This window comes from Rhodococcus sp. Eu-32 (assembly GCF_003336925.1).
GTDB lineage: Bacteria > Actinomycetota > Actinomycetes > Mycobacteriales > Mycobacteriaceae > Rhodococcoides > Rhodococcoides kyotonensis_B.
On the sequence record NZ_QGNK01000017.1, the window covers coordinates 1 to 18761 of the forward strand.

Annotated in this window: 23 protein-coding genes; 14 read left to right on the forward strand and 9 right to left on the reverse strand. The window is 64.9% G+C overall.

Annotated elements, in window-relative coordinates:
- The 5 genes from DK926_RS19310 to DK926_RS19325 form a co-directional block, all read left to right on the forward strand.
- On the forward strand, positions 1-208 hold a 208-nt coding region (locus DK926_RS19310; protein WP_243636906.1), incomplete at its 5' end, for an IS3 family transposase.
- A gap of 259 nt (positions 209-467) precedes the next feature.
- A complete protein-coding gene (locus tag DK926_RS19315) occupies positions 468-842 on the forward strand; it encodes a hypothetical protein (RefSeq protein ID WP_114331763.1) in 375 nt (124 codons plus the stop codon).
- 35 nt (positions 843-877) lie between these two features.
- Positions 878-1159 carry a hypothetical protein gene (locus DK926_RS19320; RefSeq protein ID WP_114331764.1) on the forward strand — a complete coding sequence of 94 codons (282 nt, stop codon included), beginning with the start codon at positions 878-880 and terminating at the stop codon, positions 1157-1159.
- A gap of 483 nt (positions 1160-1642) precedes the next feature.
- Positions 1643-1783: a hypothetical protein gene (locus tag DK926_RS26730; RefSeq protein ID WP_165839617.1), complete on the forward strand. Its 141-nt coding sequence runs from the start codon at positions 1643-1645 to the stop codon at positions 1781-1783.
- Between the two features lie 55 nt (positions 1784-1838).
- Positions 1839-2861 carry a DUF4192 domain-containing protein gene (locus tag DK926_RS19325; protein WP_114331765.1) on the forward strand — a complete coding sequence of 341 codons (1023 nt, stop codon included), beginning with the start codon at positions 1839-1841 and terminating at the stop codon, positions 2859-2861.
- A 176-nt stretch (positions 2862-3037) separates the two neighbouring features.
- Here DK926_RS19325 and DK926_RS26735 read toward each other — a convergent pair whose 3' ends face one another.
- Positions 3038-3208, reverse strand: a complete 171-nt coding sequence (locus DK926_RS26735) for a hypothetical protein (RefSeq protein ID WP_165839618.1) — start codon at positions 3206-3208, stop codon at positions 3038-3040.
- Between the two features lie 555 nt (positions 3209-3763).
- Here DK926_RS26735 and nrdH point away from each other — a divergent pair.
- Genes nrdH through DK926_RS19350 form a run of 5 tightly spaced genes read left to right on the forward strand, consistent with a single transcriptional unit; the run spans position 3764 to position 5666 of the window.
- A complete protein-coding gene (gene nrdH / locus DK926_RS19335; RefSeq protein ID WP_075838704.1) occupies positions 3764-3994 on the forward strand; it encodes a glutaredoxin-like protein NrdH in 231 nt (76 codons plus the stop codon).
- 34 nt (positions 3995-4028) lie between these two features.
- A complete protein-coding gene (locus tag DK926_RS26740; protein ID WP_165839619.1) occupies positions 4029-4184 on the forward strand; it encodes a hypothetical protein in 156 nt (51 codons plus the stop codon).
- Positions 4185-4216: 32 nt separating this feature from the next.
- Positions 4217-4840, forward strand: coding sequence for a DnaB-like helicase N-terminal domain-containing protein (locus DK926_RS19340; RefSeq protein WP_114331767.1), 624 nt, complete (start codon positions 4217-4219; stop codon positions 4838-4840).
- Between the two features lie 44 nt (positions 4841-4884).
- Entirely contained in the window at positions 4885-5385 is a 501-nt protein-coding gene (locus tag DK926_RS19345) for a hypothetical protein (protein ID WP_114331768.1), read from the forward strand.
- A gap of 41 nt (positions 5386-5426) precedes the next feature.
- A complete protein-coding gene (locus DK926_RS19350; protein WP_114331769.1) occupies positions 5427-5666 on the forward strand; it encodes a hypothetical protein in 240 nt (79 codons plus the stop codon).
- 189 nt (positions 5667-5855) lie between these two features.
- Here the strand turns inward: DK926_RS19350 and DK926_RS19355 are convergent, their stop codons facing one another.
- Genes DK926_RS19355 through DK926_RS19365 form a run of 3 tightly spaced genes read right to left on the reverse strand, consistent with a single transcriptional unit; the run spans position 5856 to position 7500 of the window.
- A complete protein-coding gene (locus DK926_RS19355) occupies positions 5856-6143 on the reverse strand; it encodes a hypothetical protein (RefSeq protein ID WP_243636907.1) in 288 nt (95 codons plus the stop codon).
- A gap of 44 nt (positions 6144-6187) precedes the next feature.
- Entirely contained in the window at positions 6188-7033 is an 846-nt protein-coding gene (locus tag DK926_RS19360) for a methyltransferase (RefSeq protein ID WP_125833425.1), read from the reverse strand.
- Positions 7034-7041: 8 nt separating this feature from the next.
- Entirely contained in the window at positions 7042-7500 is a 459-nt protein-coding gene (locus DK926_RS19365; RefSeq protein WP_114331771.1) for a hypothetical protein, read from the reverse strand.
- Positions 7501-7704: 204 nt separating this feature from the next.
- On the opposite strand from DK926_RS19365, the gene DK926_RS19370 reads away from it, so the two are divergent.
- Both DK926_RS19370 and DK926_RS19375 read left to right on the forward strand, forming a co-directional pair.
- Positions 7705-8100 (forward strand): hypothetical protein, encoded by a 396-nt coding sequence (locus DK926_RS19370; RefSeq protein ID WP_165839620.1) that lies wholly within the window; start codon positions 7705-7707, stop codon positions 8098-8100.
- Complete coding sequence (locus DK926_RS19375) at positions 8100-8447, forward strand: helix-turn-helix transcriptional regulator (protein ID WP_114331773.1); 348 nt, start codon at positions 8100-8102, stop codon at positions 8445-8447. The genes DK926_RS19370 and DK926_RS19375 overlap by 1 nt, the downstream gene beginning before the upstream one ends.
- A 29-nt stretch (positions 8448-8476) precedes the next feature.
- On the opposite strand, the gene DK926_RS19380 is transcribed toward DK926_RS19375, so the two are convergent.
- Positions 8477-10204 carry a hypothetical protein gene (locus DK926_RS19380; protein ID WP_114331774.1) on the reverse strand — a complete coding sequence of 576 codons (1728 nt, stop codon included), beginning with the start codon at positions 10202-10204 and terminating at the stop codon, positions 8477-8479.
- 276 nt (positions 10205-10480) lie between these two features.
- On the opposite strand from DK926_RS19380, the gene mobC reads away from it, so the two are divergent.
- Both mobC and DK926_RS19390 read left to right on the forward strand, forming a co-directional pair.
- A complete protein-coding gene (gene mobC, locus DK926_RS19385; protein WP_165839621.1) occupies positions 10481-10870 on the forward strand; it encodes a plasmid mobilization relaxosome protein MobC in 390 nt (129 codons plus the stop codon).
- Positions 10867-12834 (forward strand): relaxase/mobilization nuclease domain-containing protein, encoded by a 1968-nt coding sequence (locus DK926_RS19390; protein WP_114331776.1) that lies wholly within the window; start codon positions 10867-10869, stop codon positions 12832-12834. Before mobC ends, DK926_RS19390 begins: the two co-directional genes overlap by 4 nt.
- Before the next feature lie 880 nt (positions 12835-13714).
- Here the strand turns inward: DK926_RS19390 and DK926_RS19395 are convergent.
- The 4 genes from DK926_RS19395 to DK926_RS26745 form a co-directional block, all read right to left on the reverse strand.
- Entirely contained in the window at positions 13715-15568 is a 1854-nt protein-coding gene (locus DK926_RS19395) for a hypothetical protein (protein WP_125833426.1), read from the reverse strand.
- 72 nt (positions 15569-15640) lie between these two features.
- Positions 15641-16378 (reverse strand): DUF4913 domain-containing protein, encoded by a 738-nt coding sequence (locus DK926_RS19400; RefSeq protein ID WP_243636908.1) that lies wholly within the window; start codon positions 16376-16378, stop codon positions 15641-15643.
- Positions 16375-18390, reverse strand: coding sequence for a TraM recognition domain-containing protein (locus DK926_RS19405; protein WP_114331778.1), 2016 nt, complete (start codon positions 18388-18390; stop codon positions 16375-16377). Before DK926_RS19405 ends, DK926_RS19400 begins: the two co-directional genes overlap by 4 nt.
- Positions 18387-18722 (reverse strand): transposase, encoded by a 336-nt coding sequence (locus DK926_RS26745; RefSeq protein WP_165839622.1) that lies wholly within the window; start codon positions 18720-18722, stop codon positions 18387-18389. The genes DK926_RS19405 and DK926_RS26745 overlap by 4 nt, the downstream gene beginning before the upstream one ends.
- Positions 18723-18761: the final 39 nt, after the last annotated feature.

The following is an 18761-nucleotide window of genomic DNA, read 5'->3' on the forward strand; positions in this document are numbered from 1 at the left end:
GAGCTACAAGACCGAGCTGATCCGCCGGCGTGGACCGTGGCGAACGGTCGACGACGTCGAGTTCGCGACGCTCGAATACGTGTGGTGGTACAACCATCAGCGTCTGCACGAAGCGCTCGGTTACATGCCCCCGGCTGAATACGAGACCACCCTGATCGACATCTCACAACCCAGCGAGTCGGCCACCCCGGCCCTCGTAACCGCATAGGAACAAAACCTGGGGTACTTCACATCGCTCTCTGGCTCGCAATCACCACAGCAATCGGACTGACCTACACCACCCACACACCGAACCCAGGCGTTGCATACCCCCCGCCAGTGGGCGAGCCGATCACCTTCTACCTGTTCCTCGGAAACGTCGCCGTCGCAGTCGCCGGCATCCTCGCCCTTCTCGCGATCGTCATCGCACCCCACGTCACAAGCAACAACGCACGCTGACCACCACCTACGCACAGCCGGGGGAGCCAATGAACCTGACAACACTGAACCGCCAACACGCACACCACCTCGCAGAAATGCAGCGCGACTACACCGAAGAACGCGCAGACAATTACAGAGCATCCGCACTCGAGCTATACCAACACAAACAAGCCATCACCCGAATCTGCGTGACAGTCCTCGGGACACTCATCCTCCTCGGCGCGCTGACCCTGACGTTCATCACCAGCCTCGACCAGTCCACAGCCTTCGCAATCTGGCTAGGCATGCTCGCCACCCTCGCGCTCATCCTCGGAATGGGCGCTGCCACTTTCCGGGCCAGCGCCGCCATCGAGACCCAAATCCTCTCCGAGATCAATACAGCACGCACCCAACACGCCCACCGCCGATACGGTCACGACTGAACCATCAACACCGCAACAAAGGGGGGATCGAACACATGCTTTTCATCATCGCGTTCGCAGCAATCGCAGCCGGTGCTCTCACCATGACGGCCGGCCAGATGAAGCGGAAAGCGAGGGCCTACGGCCTGCTGCTCGTGCTCGCAGGCTTCGTCGTCAGTCTCGTCGCGGCGTGGATGCAGCTAGACGATGCACACAACCTCACGCACTGGGTCTTTCGCATCATCCTGACAGCCCTCGCCGCGCCCGTGCTGTGGGTGGGGCTGCTCCAGGTCCGCGCGATCTTCGCCGAACCCGACACCGCAACAAACAACAACTAGAACACCAGCGCTACCGCGACGCCGAGCGCGGTCACCCTCCGTCGCTCCCGCACAATAACTTTCACAGCCGTACCCCACACCGCGCCGCCGTCGAGCACTCTGCTCACGGCGGCGCCGGCGTCCCACCGGGACTGACCCCAGTTCGCAGACAGGCCCTGACGGGCCACACGCGCCCCTACGGGCCGCCCCGAATCGAACTCCGCTGCGCTCCGCTCTCAAAAGCGTCGAAAAGAATCAATTTCTTTTGACGTAGGTGGCTTCTGGCGAGCTTGCATCACCCGGGCCCGGCTTACCAACCCCTGACTCCGCTGCGCTCCGGCCCTTCGGGCTCCGAAAACTTTTCAAAACGCCTGCGGCTGAAAACTTTTACGTCCCAGGGGCCGGACGCCGTTCCCGTGCGCTGCTATCTCTCCCCAGCCACCACGGCAAAAGAAATTGGCAGGGCGAAGGTCCGGCCACCGGCTCCCGACGAGAGGTCACCCTATGCGCGCACAACACCCCACCACCGCCGACGAAATCGACATCATCATCCACCGGCAGGGCAAGCCCAAGCGCCGCCGCGAAGTCAAACGCGCCAGCGCCCGCCGCGACCGCCGCACCGCACGCCGCGAACTCCGCACCTAACCGAAAACCACAGCCTCACAACCCGATTCAACCAACACCGAAAGGCACGACAATCATGACGCAACACCGCATTTCCCTCGCCACCGCCGCCGACACCCTCGCCGCGATCCCCGCAATCCTCGGATTCACCCCCGAAAACTCGGTCATCACGATCGCCGTCGCCGCCGACGACCAAGGCCGCCACACCATCGCCGCCACCGCCCGCCTCGACGCCCGCGACGCCGAACCCGGAGCCGGACAAGTCGCAGCCGCACTCGCCCGCCAAACCGTCGACGGCCACCCCGTCACCGGCGCCATGCTCATCGCCGTCGCAGACATCACCGACACCGCCGCCGCCCTCGCAGGACTCGACGCCCACCGCGCCGAACTCACCGCCCGAGGCATCGACGTCGCCCGCGCCCTGCACACCTACACCCTCACCACAGGAGCCGCCTACACCGACCTCGACACCGGGCGCGACGGCATCATCGGGGACACCGCCACCAGCGACCTCGCGATCGCCCAGTCGATCGAGGGACGCACCATCGTGGGACGTCGCGCCGACATCGCAGCCCGATTCGCCCCCGCCGACGCCGCGATCCCCGAATCCGTCGCGCTCGCCGCAGCCGCCACGATGGGCGACGACTTCCTCCCCGTCACGTTCGACGAGCTCGCCGCCGTCATCCACGCCCGCGAGATTCCCAGCCGCGACCTCACCGCGCGCGTCGGTCTCGCATTCGCCACCGGCCACCTCGAAGTCCGCGACGCATTCCTCGCCATGGCCGTCCACGGCCACTCCGACGCCGCCGACGTCTTCACCTACATCGCCGCCCGGCTGTCAGGGCAGGCCCGAATGCAGGCCCTCAGCATTGCCGCATACTTCCTGTACTGCACCGGCGACGGTGCAGCAGTGAACGCCGCGATCGAGGAAGTCGAAACCGTCGCCCAGGATCACAGCCTGCCGGTGCCCAGCTTCACCCAGCTCTTGACCAGGGCAATCGGCGCCGGAATGCCGCCCCGCGACGTCGCGACCATCGCCGACGCCATCACCCCCGCCTACGTCGCCGAACACATCGGACGCGTCCAGAGCTACCGCTGACACCAGCCCGGGCGCGGCCCCTCACTACGAGGTGGCCGCGCCCGGCAGCCGGGTCGCGGCGCGGTGGCCGGTGCTTCGGGCATCGAGCCCTCACACCGACATCGCCACCGGAATGCCAGGCGCTTCCGATTGGCGGCCGCCGGACAGGCACTACCTCAGCTCACCGAGAACTGCGCTCAGACAGGAAAACCCGACCCCCGCCACGACACATCGACGTCGGCCGCCGGCGGACGGGTTTCGTCGACCGGGATCCCCGCAACGATCGCGTCCAGCGCCAGATCCGACGGCGGCGCCTCGGCATTGACCACCGCTCTCGACAACACGTGCTCGACGTTCGATCGCTCCATACCCGGCACACTACCGGCCCACCCACACCCGGACCCGGACCATGAATCCGCTTCAACGTCGAGCTCCGCTGCACTGTCGAGCTCCGCTGCACTGTCGAGCTCCGCTGCGCTCCGCCACACACGACAGAGAAAATTCGTTCTTGCGACCATCTGGCTACCGGCGAGAATGCACCACCCGTGCACGTCCGGATCAACCCCTGGCGTCGCTCCGCTCCGGCCACAGGCTCCGAACACTTTTCCCGCCAACCACACTCGCTCCGCTCCCAGCGCGAAAACTGTTTCGGCCCAGGCGTTGACCGGCCGTGCCCGCGCGTCGCCGTCTCTCCTCACGCGCCAGATGACGGCGAAAGAACGAGGGGCAGAGCAACACCGACAGACCACCCGGGAACAGTCCGAACGGCGTCCCTGCTCGCAGCAATTAAGTATCTGCGAAGTGATCGAAAGGGCAACGATAGCAACATATTCGAGCGTTCGACGTAGTCGAATAAGTATGGAAATCGAGTCGGTTTTTCGATAGAATGAAGTCAATCCCGCACACCCGATATGGAGGCACCCATGCCGATCACCGTCTATACGAAGCCGAGATGCTCGCAGTGCGTGGCTACGAAACTGGTACTCGACTCGCGCGGTGTCGAGTACCGAACCGTCGACATCACCGAAGACGACGCCGCGCGCACCTACGTCCTCGAGCTGGGCTACCAGCAGGCCCCGGTCGTGGTCGTCGACGAGAACACCCACTGGTCCGGATTCCGCAAAGACCGACTGCAGGCCCTCGCCGCGGCCTGACCCACTACCGACCAGACCGAAAGGAACCCACGCCATGCGTACCGTGCCCGTCTACAACCCCGATCCCGACTACATCGACCGCCAGCTCGAAACCGAACTCACCGCCACCCACACGCAGACCGAACACCAGTCGCGTCAGCCCACACCGAACGCAAACAGTGCAAGCCCCGGTCCGCTGCCCGCGGCCTGACAGACCGCCCGTCGACACGGAAAGCTCCCGCCATGAACGCACTCCGCGCAGTACCCGCAGACGGCAACGACCCCGCAGCTGCAGGGGAGTGCGCACGCGCCGACCTCGCGCCCGTCGAACCCGACTACGACGACAGTGCGGCCGCCTACGACCCGGCGCTCGACCCTGAAGCGCTGCTGCTGTGCGCGTTGATGTGGAGCTACCGAGGCGAACTCACCTCCACCGAAATCGCCCGCATCACCACCACCCTCACCGCCGACGACTTCGAAGACCCCGCCCACCGGCGCCTGTTCACCGTCATCGCCCAGCTCGTCGACGACGGAACACCCCACGACGGTGCCAGCGTCGGCGGCGCGCTCCTGCGTGCCGGAGCAGACGGCGACAAAGACGGACCCCTACGCAAACGACTCCTCGGGATCGTCACCGCCGGCGCCGACGGCCACACCGCCACCCACTACGCCGACCTCGTCATCTCCCAGGCATACCGGCGTGGCTTCCACACCGCCGGCACCGCCATCCTCACCGCCTCCCAAGAACTTCCCGAAGAAGACCTCTTCGAGCACATGGTGCAGCTCGGCCGCCAGCGCCGCGCGGCACTGCACCGGCTCAACACATTCCGCAACCCGCACGCCCGCAGCGACCAGCGCGACGCATGACCGGCGCAGGGCACGATCCGCAGCAGATGGGACACTGTTCAGTCATGAGCACCACCGACCCCGCAACCGCCGGCAACAGCGAGACGTCGGAGGATCTGCTCACCCTGCACCTCGACCGACTCGACGCGTCCGACACATGGAACGCCGACGACATCATCGGCATCGATGGCGACGCGGGTAAAAGGCTCGAACCGCACTGGTACCTCGGCTTCGCCATCGACTCCGGCGTCATCACCTGGGACCGCGAAAAGTGGAACCGACCGCTGTTCGGGGCAGGCTTCACCGATCCCACGCAACGCAGGATCGAATTCACGATCACCTACGAATTCCCGGACAACAACCCGATCGCCACCGTCGTCGTCGCCGACGAGACCGACTATCCGGACGACTTCGACGACCTCACCACCGAGGAGCAAGAAGCCCGACCGTCGACGCTCGTGCCGAATCCGCCGACCGTCGCCAACTGGCTCACCTACATCGTCGCCAATCTCAACGAGCTGCACCGCGACACCCAGAAACTCGTGCACGCCTGGCCGCGCACCTGAACAACCACATCGCTCGACACGTCCACGGGGGGACCGAACACATGACCATCACACCGACAGTCCGCACCGCACTGTCGATCACCATTTTCCTCGTCACCGCGCTGATCTTCTGCCTCGCAGCGGCATACATCGTCGCCTACATCGCCTCGGCGCCGACTGCACGCTTGGGGATCACCTTCGCGATGGCGTTCCTGGCAGGGGTCAACCTCGTACTACTGGTCATCTCACGACTCGCCCACGTCACCGACCAGCCACACACCCACACCGCGCCGGCCGTATAGCCGCCGACACCGTCCAGGGCCGAGGCACGTGAAGGAACCAGCCCTGGACGATCCGCCGACGCTAACACGCGACCACACGGCCCCATCAGCGCCGCCGGATGCTGTCGCCGGGCCAAGCACCTACAGGTGAGCGCCTGCCCCACGACAACTGTGGGGCAGGCGCTCACTTCAGTGCGCTGGCTCGTTCTGTCAGTCGACGAAGCCCTGATACGTCCGCAGCAGTTGCGCGAGAGAGAGTGCACCGATCGGATCGTCGATCGACGGCGCGAACAACTCGACCAGATCGAGATCGTCGGAATCGCGGACCGCGTCGAGCAATTCCAGCGATGCCCGCACCGCGAAATCCGGACCCGACAACCTGTTGATCGTCGCCAACAACTCCACGAACCGCGGCACCGTGTCGAGTTGCAGCGAGGCCCGCAGCAATTCGAACGCCGCCACCGCCTCCGGCGACGACAGCTCGGCGAGGACCGCCACCTCCGCCAGATCGACTTACGACAAACCGCCGGCCGATTCGGCGGTCATGCGGCACCGTCCACGGACCCGGCCGCGCGGCGACTTGCCGCCAACAGCGGCTCCAGCTGCGCATTCAACAGGGCGATCTCGCTGGCATCGCTGACCGGATCCAACCCGGCAACATTGGCCCGCAGCCGGGTGATCTTCTCGTACCGCTCAACCGCGGCCGTATCGGTGTCCGACAGGCCCACACTGTGAGCGACGACCAGCAGCGAGCGTACGTACACCTCGTTGATCGCACCCTCGATCCGGTCCGGCGCCGCCGCAATCAACGCTTCGACCAGTTCACCCGCAACCTCGCTCGCCAGGACCTCGGGGTAATCACCGAGCACGACACGCGACTCCGGTAACGGATCCGGCCGCACCGACCGCACATGAACTTCGAGCGCATCGTCGGGGCAGTAGCTTGCAGGAAGCGGTGGCCACGCAGCAGTGACCACCGCGACCGCCGACTGCACATAGTCCGGGGCCGGCAACTCCGCGCCGCGCACACCCGCGATGTACTCCGGAATCACCGCCAACGCGCACGCAATCTCGCCGGCCGAACCGACCACAAGAACATCGGTGTCGGTGTAGCCCTCACCCTGCCTGGTGATCGTCACCGCGACCTCGTCGACCTCCCGCAGCGCGGTCACCGCGTCAGCCTGCGTCACCGCGAACCGGGCCGCGGTGGTGTGGGTGTAGAAGTAGCCACGCGTATGCACGAACCCCGGATCGCCGTGCTGATCCAACGCGGCGATCTCGACACCGAGCAGTGCCGATCGGTGTGGATGCCGCGGCGGTACGGCGAAATGTCCGTCGCCCGTGTCGGCAACAGGATCGGTAGCGGAATCAGCGGGTTCGGTGGTCATCGTCTGGTTCACCGTGCCTGCGCGAACTCGCGTGCACCCGGGTTCTCGGCCGTGTCGTGGCCATCGCCGCTGCCAGGAGGCGAATCGTCACCGCCGGCGGGATTGTCGGTGTTGACGCTGACCGTTGCGCCGGTATCGGTGCTCGGGCGCGGGATGCGAGGTTTGCGCGGCGCGGCAGTCTTGCCGGCGGCGGTTGCTGCTGTCTTCTTCACCAGGCTGGTGGGCACTTTCAGGCCTGCGGTGCGTAGTTCGGCTGCGCTCCATCCGCTGTCGAGTGCGGCCTTGATCGCAGCGGTTTCGGCGGCGGCAGCGTTCTTCTCCGCTTCGGCTGCGGCGGCGAGTCTCTCAGCGGCCTCAGCGCGGGTGTTCTGTGCATCGACGATGCGGTCGATGTAGTCCAGACGGTTCGCCAACGCGGCCTGGGCGGCGGCGCGGACAGAAGTCGGATCGAGTGCAGCAGTGCTCATGATGGCAGGGCCTTTCGAGGCTACGAAGGAAACACACCACCGACGCCAGTAGAGGCGTGGTGGGTGCTGTATCTGTCGCGGCCTCGGGCGTCCCGCATGACGTCCGAATCCGGTGACCACGCTATCGAATTCGGCCGTCCGATGCACACACCTCACCGCGCATATACCTTGTACGGTATATGCCTTGGGCGGTATACTCACGTGGTGGATGTTGATGCACCGGAAGAGTTCTTCGACTGGCTCGATCGTGTCGAGGCGAAAGCCGACGCGGGCGATGCCGCGTCGGTGCGGATGCTGGCCCGGGTCACTGATGCGTTGGTGCAACTCCGCGAGCTCGACGGCCCGCCGGCCGAGGATCGGCTCGATCTCAAACGGGTGCGGCAGTCGAAGAAATTTCCGGTGTGGCGGACCGCGCATCCGTTCGACGCGCAGATCGCGCTGCGGTTGATCTGCTGGTTCCCACCCGGCAGCACGACCGTGGTGGTGGCGCTGTTCGCGACCGACAAGGCGCGGATGGGGGATGTGTTCTACGACGGTGTCGGCGCGAGGGCCGACGTCGCGATCGAGCGGTGGATCCGTGAGACAGAAGGAGAGCAGTGATGAGCGAGAAGAAGACGTTCCGGCGCGCCAACGAGCGGATCGAACAACTCCGCACCAAGCCTGAGATCGCGGAGGCGGTGGCAGAGTTCGCGGCCGAACGCGAAGCGATGAACCGCGTCCACGCCGAAGGTCTTGCCGATATCCGCAAGGCCGGCAACCTCACACAGGTGGAGATGGCCGAACTGCTCGGAACGAACCAGGGTGCGGTGTCGCGGATCGAAAGCCGCGACGACCTACTGCTGTCGACGCTGCGGCAGTACCTCGCCGCTACCGGTGCTGTGCACCCGAAGATCGTCGTCGAGAAAGACGGCGTCGAGATCGCACTCGACCTCGATGCCTTTGCTTGATAAAGGCGTAGCTCCTTGGTGGTGGGTGGCTAGGGCTTCGAACGATCGATTGGCGTTAGAGGTTGATCGATCCCTGGGAGGTTCCATGGGGTGGGTGGGTCTCGAAACAGGGCGGGTTCTTCTTTGGTAGCGAGGATGCATCGAAAGTAGCGGGTGGTTCCGGGGGCGAGTTCAATTTTGGTGTCCTCGGCTTCGTTTTTGTCGAGGGCTTCCAGTGCCGGGGATGGATCGATCACGTATGTCTCTGGATCCGAGATGAACACCTGTCCCACGTCCAATTTCTTTCGGCCGATGCTGAATTCGTACGACGTGCCTTCAAGGCGAAGTGACTGTCTAGCACCAGTCAATGCATCGCGGAGTTCGGGTGTGTCGTCACCGTTGAGGGTAAGCGTGATTCGGCTGAGATCGGGGCTCTCCACCGCGTGGCCGTCTACGAGTAAGCGTGCTACTCGAAGGTCTATCCGTTCCTTCGCTGTGACGGTGTCCGGCAGATTGAATACCTGCTTGCAGTGTCGTTGTACCACTGCGAGGTCGTCGGCGATGGATCTGATGATTTCGAGATCCGGATCAATGCGGGTTGTCGGTGAATCGTGAGTCATCGACATCAGAAAGTCGTCTTCAAAGAACACCTTCAGGGTGCCTGCGGGTGCTCGAAGTAGGTACGCGATGTCGATCACGCCTACTGCGTCGGACGGACTTATTTTCCGCAGATGGAATTTGCTTGTCACCTCTATGGGTTCGGTGGTGTCTGTAAATGCGTGGAGGATGCGGACGGTGTGGTGGCCGTTGAAAAAGTCGACCTCGAGTGCGCCGCCGATTCCCCCGTTGCCGATGTGCGTGACGGTGCCTTCGTACCGTCCACGGTTGTTGCCTTCCTCGTCGTCGAACTGGAACTGGACACTTGCGCCGATATGTGGGCTTGAACTGTGCGGGTTCAACTGGACGCTCACGTTGGTTTCTGTGCCGGCGATGAAATCTGGGCCGTCGATTTTCAGGCTGTGCACGACGTCGGCGGGGAGAAGCACGGGATCGGATGATCCAAAGTCGATGGTGGCGCGCAATGCTTTGGCAAGTTCGGCTTGCTCCGGCCCGAACCGGGTTGTGACCGTGAATCGGATGGGACTCTTGGTGTGGGAATCAGCCGTTTTCGGCGCTAGTTCGTAACTGAACACTCCGTCTGTGCGCGTGAAGTCGATACCCCAGTACGGATCGACACTGCTGTCCGCCAAGCGACCGAGGGCAAGGGTTCGCTCGGATAGGTCGGCAATGCCGTTGAAAAGGGAGTCGGTTTCGCGGCCGAAGAGAACGGCGTTGGCCTCCATCTGATCGCGGCCGAGGTAGTTGTAGACGTCGGGGAAGTTGATCATCAAGTTGTTGAGTTCGACCCGATCGAAGACGACTACTTCGGGCCCTCCCTGCTCTTGCAAGTCCTCGACGAACTGACGTTCACCGGGGGTGAGCTTCGTCGGTACTACCAGCAACCATTTGTCCGGTTGTAGTGCGGTTGCGCGGATGTATGAGTTCCTGATCTGTCGACGCCGTGTCGTCTTGCGATCACCGGAAAAACCGTCCTCAAAGAACTTGAGCTGGTAGATGCTGAGATGGTCACCGCGTCGGACCTCGATGTCGATGCCTTCGTCGCCTCCGCGGCCGTCGGGGATCGTCACATTTGCTAGGCCGTCCCACTGCCTACGCACGAGCGCTTCGACGACATAGTCGAACTTGTCGCGCCCCAGTCGCGGCCAATCAACCTCCACTTTGCCCCTTCCGTTTTGGCGCTTTGTTCCATTTTACGGTGGGCCCCAGCTTGTGATGTGTGGCGGAACTCGCTGCGCTCGTCCTGGCGTCTCTAAGGTGACCCACTCCGCAGGCTCCGCGTGCCACCGTCGTGCCCCGGGCGGAGCAAGCTATTACTTGGGTGCCCTAAATCTGGCGATTTCGGCGCGCACCTGCCACACTGGCTCGTGTGGGTTCCCAGGTGTGGGGTCGCTGCGCTGGGCCGAATGGACGTTCGAGGACGTGAGGAGCGGGTGATGAGTGAGACGGGGCAGACGAAGTCGAGGTGGCTACGCACCCGTCAGTCGAACGTCGTCGGCGGCCGGATCCACCGCCATGTCGTGAAGTTGACAGACGAGCAAGAGCTCGCAGTGCAGGCTGCTGCGCGGGTGCAGGGTGTGACGGTGGCGCGGCTGCTCGCGGACTCGGCACTCAAGGCTCCGCGTGCATCGGTGTCGCGTGAGGATCTGACGGAATTGTTCGCGGTCACCAAGCTCATCGCTGCCGTCGGTCGCAACCTCAATCAGCTCGCCAAAGTCGCGAACGCGACGTGTGAAGTGCCCCAAGAAACAGCTGCGGCCGTCGACGCGGTACGTCGGGTGTTCGATCGGATCGAGCGCCTACCCCGGGATCTGGTCGGGCATTGATTCCGAACATCACGCGCGGCGCGAAGATGACCGGACTGGTGGTGTATCTCGCCGGTCCGGGCAAGTCGAACGAGCACGAGAACCCGCACGTGGTCGCCGGCCACGAAGCCATCATGTTCGCGGCACCGTCGGGGAAGTTGTCTCACGACGACGCAATCGAATTGGCGGGCAAGCTCGATACAGCGCGCGTGGTGTTCGGTACCGAGGTGGCGGTGACGAACAAGCGCGCGATGGCGGCCGCGCTCGACAACGGTGCGTCCCGGTCTGTCGCGCTGGCCGATGCGACCTCGGATCAGAACGTGTGGCATTGCTCGCTGTCGCTGAACCCGGACGAGGGCGAGCTGTCGGATGAGAAGTGGGCGGCGATCGCAGCGGACTTCATGAAGGAGATGGACTTCGACGACCCAGACTCACCGCGCGCACCGGCACGCTGGGTAGCGATCCGGCACGGCAAAACCAAAGCCGGCGGCGACCACATCCACATCGCGGCCTCCGCTGTCCGCGAGGACGGTACGAAGGTCAACACGTTCAACGATTACAAGCGTGCCCATCAGGCGTGCAACACCCTCGAACACCGCTACGGGTTGGTGATCCTGACCTCCCGCGAGATGGACAAGGGCACCCGCGGTCTCAAGCCCGGCGAGTCGGAGAAAGCGAAGCGCGACGGTCTCGCGGAACCGGTGCGGGTGAGCCTCGAACGGACGGTCCGGGCAGCGGCAACAGCATCGAAGACCGAAGCAGAGTTCGTGCGCCGACTACGCAGTAGCGGCCTGCTGGTGCGCCCGCGATACGACAAGGGCAGCACCGATGCAGGAGTGGTCGGCTACTCGGTCGGGGCGGCACCGACGAAAGCCCAACGCGCAGCAGGAATCAAACCGGTGTGGTTCGGAGGCGGCCGTCTCGCGAAGGATCTGACACTGCCCCGGTTGCGGGACGAGTGGGACCAGAGCGCGGACGCACGCACAACGGCCGTGAGCGAGTGGAACGCCTCCCGCCGCGGTGCGGCGGTGACAGTCAGGAACGGCCGCGAACGCGCACACATCGATCCGGAGCTCGTGGCCCGGGCCGCGCAGGACATCGAGAAATGGAACACCTACCTCGCCTCGATTCCGGTCGACGATCACGCGCAATGGGCACGTGCCGCCGGCCGCACGTCGGGTGTTTTCGCTGCATGGTCGACCCGTGTCGAGGCGACACCGGGCCCGTTGGCGGCCGCATCACGGACGCTGGCGCATGCGGCGCAGGTTCCCGCGCACCAACGCGCACCCCGGGTCGACAAGCGGCTCAGCGGCGGCGGTGCAGCGCTGATTCTCATGCAGGTGCAGATCCAGAGTTCCGGTGCAAGCCAAGTACTCCTGTTGCGCCAGTTGATGCGCACGATGGACGCGATCGCTGATGCACGCCGGGCGGCCGGCGACCTCGCACGCGCAGACGAGCTCGTAGCGTTGCGCAGCAGTGAGCTCGAGACACTGCACGCAGACCTGTCCACTCGGTTCCCCTTGCGTGAGCAGACTTTCTCTAGTGCATCGACAGCGCTGATGGAGCCGCAGGAACGTACCGCTGTGCCGCGCTTTCACGGTGAATACGCAGCCGCTGAAGAGTTGTCCCCGGACGTCGTGGACGCGCTCCGGATTTCACGTCTGGTGCGCGGTGAATCGCGAACGGCTGCTGCCGCACGGCCGACGTCGACGGATACGGACTTGGATCCCGAGATCGTCGAAGCATTACGAATGTCGAAGCTCATCGGAGGCACAGACGAGCAGGCTAGATCCGCGGCGCGCGGGGATAGTGTTCACGTGGTGTATCGGAAATTAACGGAGGAAGAGCGGAAGGTTCAGCGGACTACCGACATCGCTACGCAAGGTCTTGAGGAACAGTGGAGAGAAAAGCCGAGCCCTCAAGAAACAACAGCGTCGTCCGATGCTGTGTCGCGTGATTCGGACCGGCGAGGACACGAACGCTAGCCGTTTGCTGATCCTGCAACTGATGAAAAGACGGCTGCTTCATTGAAGCCGGGGTGGTGCATGCTTTGTGGTTCGCATATGTCGGTCCGGTTCACGTTGACCGTTGATCCGCACTGTAGGGGTGAGAACATCACTGACAAGGAGACTAGTCGCGGTAGTCGACGTCGCCTACCCATCTGGTCATAAGCCCGCAGAGGACGGTACGAAATGTGGGATGTAACAACGTACGGTACGGTCGCGGCCGCCGTCTCAGTATTGATTGCCCTCATTGCGCTACTTGTGACACTGACTGTCTTTCGGCGGTCGGGTGCGAGAGTTCGGCTGCGGGCTATCGCCATTGATACGTCGGCGTTGGAGGCGTATCGCGATGAACCTTATACGTCGTGGACACTCCTGGTGGAGGCAGAAAATCGTGGACGTACTGCTATCACCGTCCACCAACTTGAGTTGATCCAGCAGACCGACCATCACTATGACGGCCGCATCAGGTTCACGGAGACGCTGCTCGTACCGACGCACGGACCCACGTTGCCGTTACGGCTCGATCCGAACGCGATCGTGTCTTGGCAGGTCGTAGACGCAATAACGCTTTCTGACGGCGGACATGCACGACTCTCGGCATGGGTAGGCAAAAAGAGACGTCCTAGAGTCACTATTCGTAAGCCGACACCAGTCGAACAAGCTCACAAAAAGCTTGCCGTACCCCCACCTGAACTATGGGAGTACGGCACCTATAACTACGGGCGCTACGGACGTCCGCGTTCGGGAGTTCCGAAGGAAGAGCCCGGGGGACATTAGCCCCTTGGTCGGCCTCCCTGATGAAGAGCAGTTAGACAAAGGACTGTTCGGATCGTTTATGGGTGCAGTGTTTCCGCCTTTGTTATCGGCTGCCCCTGTCACGGCTGGTGTTCTTGCTGCCGGATCGGTCGCCTTTGCTGGCTTTTGCTCCAGACGGTGTACCGAAGTCGATGTCGGTGACGGGTTTGGCGTTGCTGAGGTCGGTGAGCCGGTGGGCGTTGATGGCGTCGGCACCGACGCCTGCTCTGCGGAGCGCAGCGGTGTCGTTGTCGCGGCGTTCGATGCTGTCGTACGCCGGTTGCGTCGCGGTGGCGACGACCTGTTCGGATGCCGTCTCGCCGGTGGGCCGGGTCTGTTCGGGTTCTGCCGCGAGCTCGGCCCCGATCGGACGCTGGGCATGGTTCCAGGCGTCGATCAGTTCCCCGCGGGTAGTGAGGTAGGCGGCGCGGTCCGGTGATGCCTCAGCTTGCGCGTAGCTCGCTGCGAGGGCGGGTGCGTGATCGTTGGCCCACGCGCGTGCGTGAGCGACGTCGAACCGTAACCGGATCTCGTTCTCGGCGGTCGTCTGGTCTGTGCCGGTGTACTTCGCGTAGCGCTCGAAGTCGCGGGGCACATGCTGCGCGCCCCAGTCGAGCACCGTATCGAGATCGGTGTGCGTGAGCGGCGGTATCGGGCCCAGGACCGCCCGCGTGGCATCGGGATCCAGGCGGGGATAGTCACTGCCGGTGTTCTCGATCCACGCTTGTGCGATCGCTTCTCGGCGCTCTCCGGGCTCGCCGTCGGTGAGGAGTTCGGGTTGGTGTTCGCGGGCCCAGTCGGCGGCGACGTGGGTGAGGTAGTGGTCGAACGCGTCCCCGTCGCGGGAGCCTGCCGTGCCGCCGTAGAGCTGGTGTTCAGCGGTGCGGGGGTTGGTTGAGGTGTGCCACTGCCAGGCGGCGGCGAGCTGGTCGCGGTCGAGTTCGCCGGCGGGATCGATGACGTCGGAGATCACTGCTGCGCGGTCGACGGCTGCGGCTTCGGTCTGCGCTGCGGCGGGGTTGCTGCGGGCCTGTTCGACGCGGTCGAGGATGACGCCGAGCGGCGCGGTCCGGGCACCGGCGTCGATCGTGGCCGCGTCGACGCCGAAGCGTTCCTGGATCCGCTCGCGCACGTTGTCTTTCGCGTAGTCGGCGGCGGTGTAGTGCAGGTCCGCGAGCCGGTCGGCGGGGGCGCTGTCGAGGTAGATCTCGTCGAACTGGCGCTCGGTGGTGGGGTGCTCGTAGCTCAGGTAGGGCAGGGCGTCGGCGTTCGTGCAGTAGTACGTCGGCAGGTAGGTATCGCTGCTGGGGGAGTAAGTCAGGTGTACAGCCCACTTGTCCGGATCGCGGCGCATGACGTCGTCGGTGACCGGATGGTCGAACGCGGCTCCGGTGCGGAGGAACCGGGCGGCGACGAAGCCCGGTCCGCGTGGCTGCTCGTCCAGGACGGTGAATCCGTCGGTGGTGTACTGCGCGGCGGCGGCCTCGCGTCGCTGTTGGATGGAGATGTCGCGCTGCACGGCTGCGCTGACGGCGATCATGTCCAGGTTCTCGCGGCTGCGGGTGATCGCGTAGCGGGTGCGTAGTTGTTCGTCGATGACAGTGGCTGCTTCGGCCGCGGCGGGGGATCGGTCTTTCCAGGTGTGCGCGAGGCGCATCTGTTCGGTGATCTGCTCCGGCTGCGCGGCGCTCCACCAGCGGTCTCGGTGCACTGCTCGCAGCGCCGTCTCGGCGGAGGTCTGTTCGGCGCGGAGGCGGGTGTCGAGTTCGCGTGCGCGGCGATTACTGGCGGCCGCGGCGTCACGGATCCGCTGCTCTCGCCGGCGAGTGAGCTGCTCACTTACTTGCATCGCCACGTGCAGCATCGTGCGGAGCGCTGCGGAGTGTTCACGGGAAATATCGGCGTGTTCTGTGCTCATTCGATTGGTCTCCAGGCGGTGAGGATCGGGCGGCTGTACGACGGTTGTTCCGCGCACCGGGGCGGTGCACTGTTACGGCTGTGCAGGCCTGCTGTGGGAGGTTCGAGCAGGTTGGGTGGGTGTGGTCTCGGCAAAAGGTGGGTCGTCGATGACTTCACCGCGCAGAGCGGCGGGAATCGGGTCGGACGGCAGCGGGTCGAGCAGGTAGTGACCGTTTCGGACCGAGCATTTTGCGAACGTCCCGTTCGAGTCGAACAAGACGTTCATGTGGTGATCGGCGTGGTCTTTCTTCCACACCGACAACCCCGTTCCCGGGTCGGTGCGCAGCTTCTCCCACGACCGCCACAACGCCTCGACGACGAGGACTGCCTCGGTGTGTTTCCACCACGACAGGCACCACGATTTCTGGGTTCCCGTGGTCACCTCACGCCGGTAGACATCGCTGAGAAAGTCGTCGAAAAACTCGAACTTGTTGGCGTAGACCGGCTTCGGAGGATTCCTGGCGGCCTCTTCCGCAGCTGCCGCCGCGTCTTCTTCGGCGCGCAGGTCGATGATCAACTGCGCGTCCATGCGGCGGCGCGACGCGTCGAGCATCTGCTGATGCAGCTCAGGGGTGAGTCGTTCCTCGAACAACGCCTCGGCGATCCGGTTCGCTTCGCGCCGCAGACGCCAATCCACGGCGTCGTCGATCATTTCTCGAGGCATCGATTCGGGCCGCGTCGATGCACCCGTGTGTGGTTCCTGTGGCGGGTCGGCGGGTTCTGGTTCGGTGGATTCTGGTGCGTCGATGTCGAACTCGTCGCCGCTCATGCGCTTTTCCCCAAGCTCACGCCCGACGCCCGCGGCAGTCGCGTCTTCGGAGCGGGAAGCAGCGATTCCGGATCGGCGGGATCCGGGTCGTCGATGAGAGCGGTGACGGTGGGGTCCTCCCCGGCGCGGATCTTCGCCGCGGCCACTGCTTCGGCGTAGGGGCCGGTGTACCAGGGCAGGGTTTCCACCAGCGCGGCCGGGCATTTGGACACTTCGGCGAGCACGGCTCGTCCGGCGGGCATGGCGACCAGATCGGCTTTGGTGAGGGTGCGGATCTGCTGTCGGGCGGTCGAGCGGGAGGAGCCGCCGCGGCCGGCGGAGACGGTCTCGGTCATCTCCCAGTGATCGCCGAGCGCTTCGGAGATGTTGTCGAGGAAGCGGCCGTCCTGGGTCGAGCCGCCGCCGCCGTACACGCGGATCGTCGAGGCACCCCACAGTTTGCGCATCCCGCCTTGGCCCCAGCATTCCTCACCCTGGGACCACGATTGCAGGATCGTCGAGACGAGGATGCCGCGAGAGCCGAAGTGGCTGTAGAAGTTCGGCAGATCCTTCCACCGCACGACGTTGGCGGCTTCGTCGAGAGCGTAGGTCGCCGGCACCCGCAACCGACCCGCGGGCATCGGGGGGTCGAGACTGACTGGGGTGGCGGTGGCCGCGTCGACGAGAGCATCGGTGACGGCCACGGTCAGTGCGGTGACCAGGGCGCCGCACTCCCCGACGCCTTCCATCGACAGCGAATACAAGGTCGGAGAGGATTCGGCGGCGAACGCGGCCGGATCGAACTCGGGGCGGGTGTCGTGCTCACCGACGCGGCTGATCCACGGGTGCGCTTCGGCGTAGGCGAGGCAGCCGACCATGTTCGCGGCGGTCGCGAACACGCCGCCGCGCTGCTTGTCCGGGGCGGTGTACTGGGCTTCCATCGCCGCCGCCCACACGTCGAAGCCATGGCGTTCGAGCAGCCGGATCGGAGTCCGGTCGCCGACGTCGGTGGCCCAGGTGTAGACGATCGGCAACGGCAGCTCGCCGGCCGCGGCCGCGAGAAGGAACCCGGTGAGCAGGCGTTCGCCCATCGGATCGAAGAACGGATCGCGGCGCGCGTTCTCACCCGCGGAGGAGGTAGCGAAGATGTTCGCCAACATCGCCGCCTTCGTTTCCTGCGCCGAGTGATGCATTCGGGCCACGAACCCCTCGCCGAGCAGCTCGGCCAGGGCGTCCCGTCTGGCTGCAGCGTCCTCGGAGTCGCTGTCGGCGGCGAGGGCGGCTGTCGCGGACGGGCGGGCCGAACGCACCCAGGACAATGGATCGTAGAACCACGAGGGCAGCTCGAGCGCGACACCTTGCGGGTCGAACACCGCGACCGCGCCTTTCTCGGCGCGGTAGGCGCGGGTTTCGTCGACGACGTCGCGTTTGTTCGAGGTGGTCAGCACGGCGCCGCGGGCGGCGAGGATCTGCGGAATGATCACGCACGTCGTCTTGCCGACGCGCGGACCCCAGATGTGGGTGGACACATCCTCCGGGCCGGGGTAGAGGGTGACGCCGAATCGGTTCGGCCCCAACACCATCCGTCCGAGGGTGCCGCCGGGCACCTCATCGTCGTCCAATGCTGTTCCGAGGCGGGCGATCTCGGCGCGCAGGGATTTGTCGGTCAGCCGCTTCATTTCTCGCGGCCGCCCGAGGTACTGGCCCGCGTCGTCGACGCGTGTGATCTTTCTGCGGCGGCGTAGCAGCCATGCGGTGCCCAGCACGACCGCGGCGACGGCGAGGATCCCGAGGAACGCCGTGATCACGCTTGCGCCGGTCGACCACACCACCGAACCGTCGGTGAGGCCTTCGATCAGGGTGATCGGGCCACCAGGAATGTTCTGGTCGATTCCGGAGAGGGGGCTGCCCAGGTGCAGGGCGGCTTCGATCCCGCCGTACGCGCCGATCGCGAGCACAGCGGCGGCCCCGCACATCGCGAGCGTCGGGTCGAGACCCGATTGTGGGTTTCGGGCTCCGCGGCCAGTGCTCACAGGGCGGTCCTTTCGTTCCAGGTGGCGGTGATGTGGTGATCGGGGTGGTGGTGTGAGCTGTCGGTGATCAGCTCGGCGTTCAGCTGTTGGGCTCGGGCGAGTTCTGCTCGCAGACGGGCGATTTCGTCGGACTGCTCGGACGGGAGCAGGGGCCGCTCGTCCGTGACGCCTTGGGCCCTGCGGTACCAGAACCGGACGGTGTTCGGATGCAGGCCCATGTGCGCGGCCGCGCGTTCGATCGCTGCCCACGTCGAGCGTGAGGTGGGGAGCATTTCCGAGACGAGCTCGACGGCACGGTGACGGATTTCTGCTGGATACGTGCGGCCTCTCATCGCTGCCCCTGCGTTGTCTCGGTGGCCGCCCGGCCCGGC

Coding starts and splice junctions, on each gene's coding strand:
- DK926_RS19345 (WP_114331768.1), top strand. CDS start 4,885: ATGAGCACCACCGACCCCGCAACCGCCGGCAACAGCGAGACGTCGGAG.
- mobC (WP_165839621.1), top strand. CDS start 10,481: ATGAGTGAGACGGGGCAGACGAAGTCGAGGTGGCTACGCACCCGTCAG.
- DK926_RS26745 (WP_165839622.1), bottom strand. CDS start 18,722: ATGAGAGGCCGCACGTATCCAGCAGAAATCCGTCACCGTGCCGTCGAG.
- DK926_RS19365 (WP_114331771.1), bottom strand. CDS start 7,500: ATGAGCACTGCTGCACTCGATCCGACTTCTGTCCGCGCCGCCGCCCAG.
- DK926_RS19315 (WP_114331763.1), top strand. CDS start 468: ATGAACCTGACAACACTGAACCGCCAACACGCACACCACCTCGCAGAA.
- nrdH (WP_075838704.1), top strand. CDS start 3,764: ATGCCGATCACCGTCTATACGAAGCCGAGATGCTCGCAGTGCGTGGCT.
- DK926_RS19375 (WP_114331773.1), top strand. CDS start 8,100: ATGAGCGAGAAGAAGACGTTCCGGCGCGCCAACGAGCGGATCGAACAA.
- DK926_RS19350 (WP_114331769.1), top strand. CDS start 5,427: ATGACCATCACACCGACAGTCCGCACCGCACTGTCGATCACCATTTTC.
- DK926_RS19340 (WP_114331767.1), top strand. CDS start 4,217: ATGAACGCACTCCGCGCAGTACCCGCAGACGGCAACGACCCCGCAGCT.
- DK926_RS19395 (WP_125833426.1), bottom strand. CDS start 15,568: ATGAGCACAGAACACGCCGATATTTCCCGTGAACACTCCGCAGCGCTC.
- DK926_RS19320 (WP_114331764.1), top strand. CDS start 878: ATGCTTTTCATCATCGCGTTCGCAGCAATCGCAGCCGGTGCTCTCACC.
- DK926_RS19400 (WP_243636908.1), bottom strand. CDS start 16,378: ATGAGCGGCGACGAGTTCGACATCGACGCACCAGAATCCACCGAACCA.
- DK926_RS19360 (WP_125833425.1), bottom strand. CDS start 7,033: ATGACCACCGAACCCGCTGATTCCGCTACCGATCCTGTTGCCGACACG.
- DK926_RS26735 (WP_165839618.1), bottom strand. CDS start 3,208: ATGGAGCGATCGAACGTCGAGCACGTGTTGTCGAGAGCGGTGGTCAAT.
- DK926_RS26740 (WP_165839619.1), top strand. CDS start 4,029: ATGCGTACCGTGCCCGTCTACAACCCCGATCCCGACTACATCGACCGC.
- DK926_RS19325 (WP_114331765.1), top strand. CDS start 1,839: ATGACGCAACACCGCATTTCCCTCGCCACCGCCGCCGACACCCTCGCC.
- DK926_RS26730 (WP_165839617.1), top strand. CDS start 1,643: ATGCGCGCACAACACCCCACCACCGCCGACGAAATCGACATCATCATC.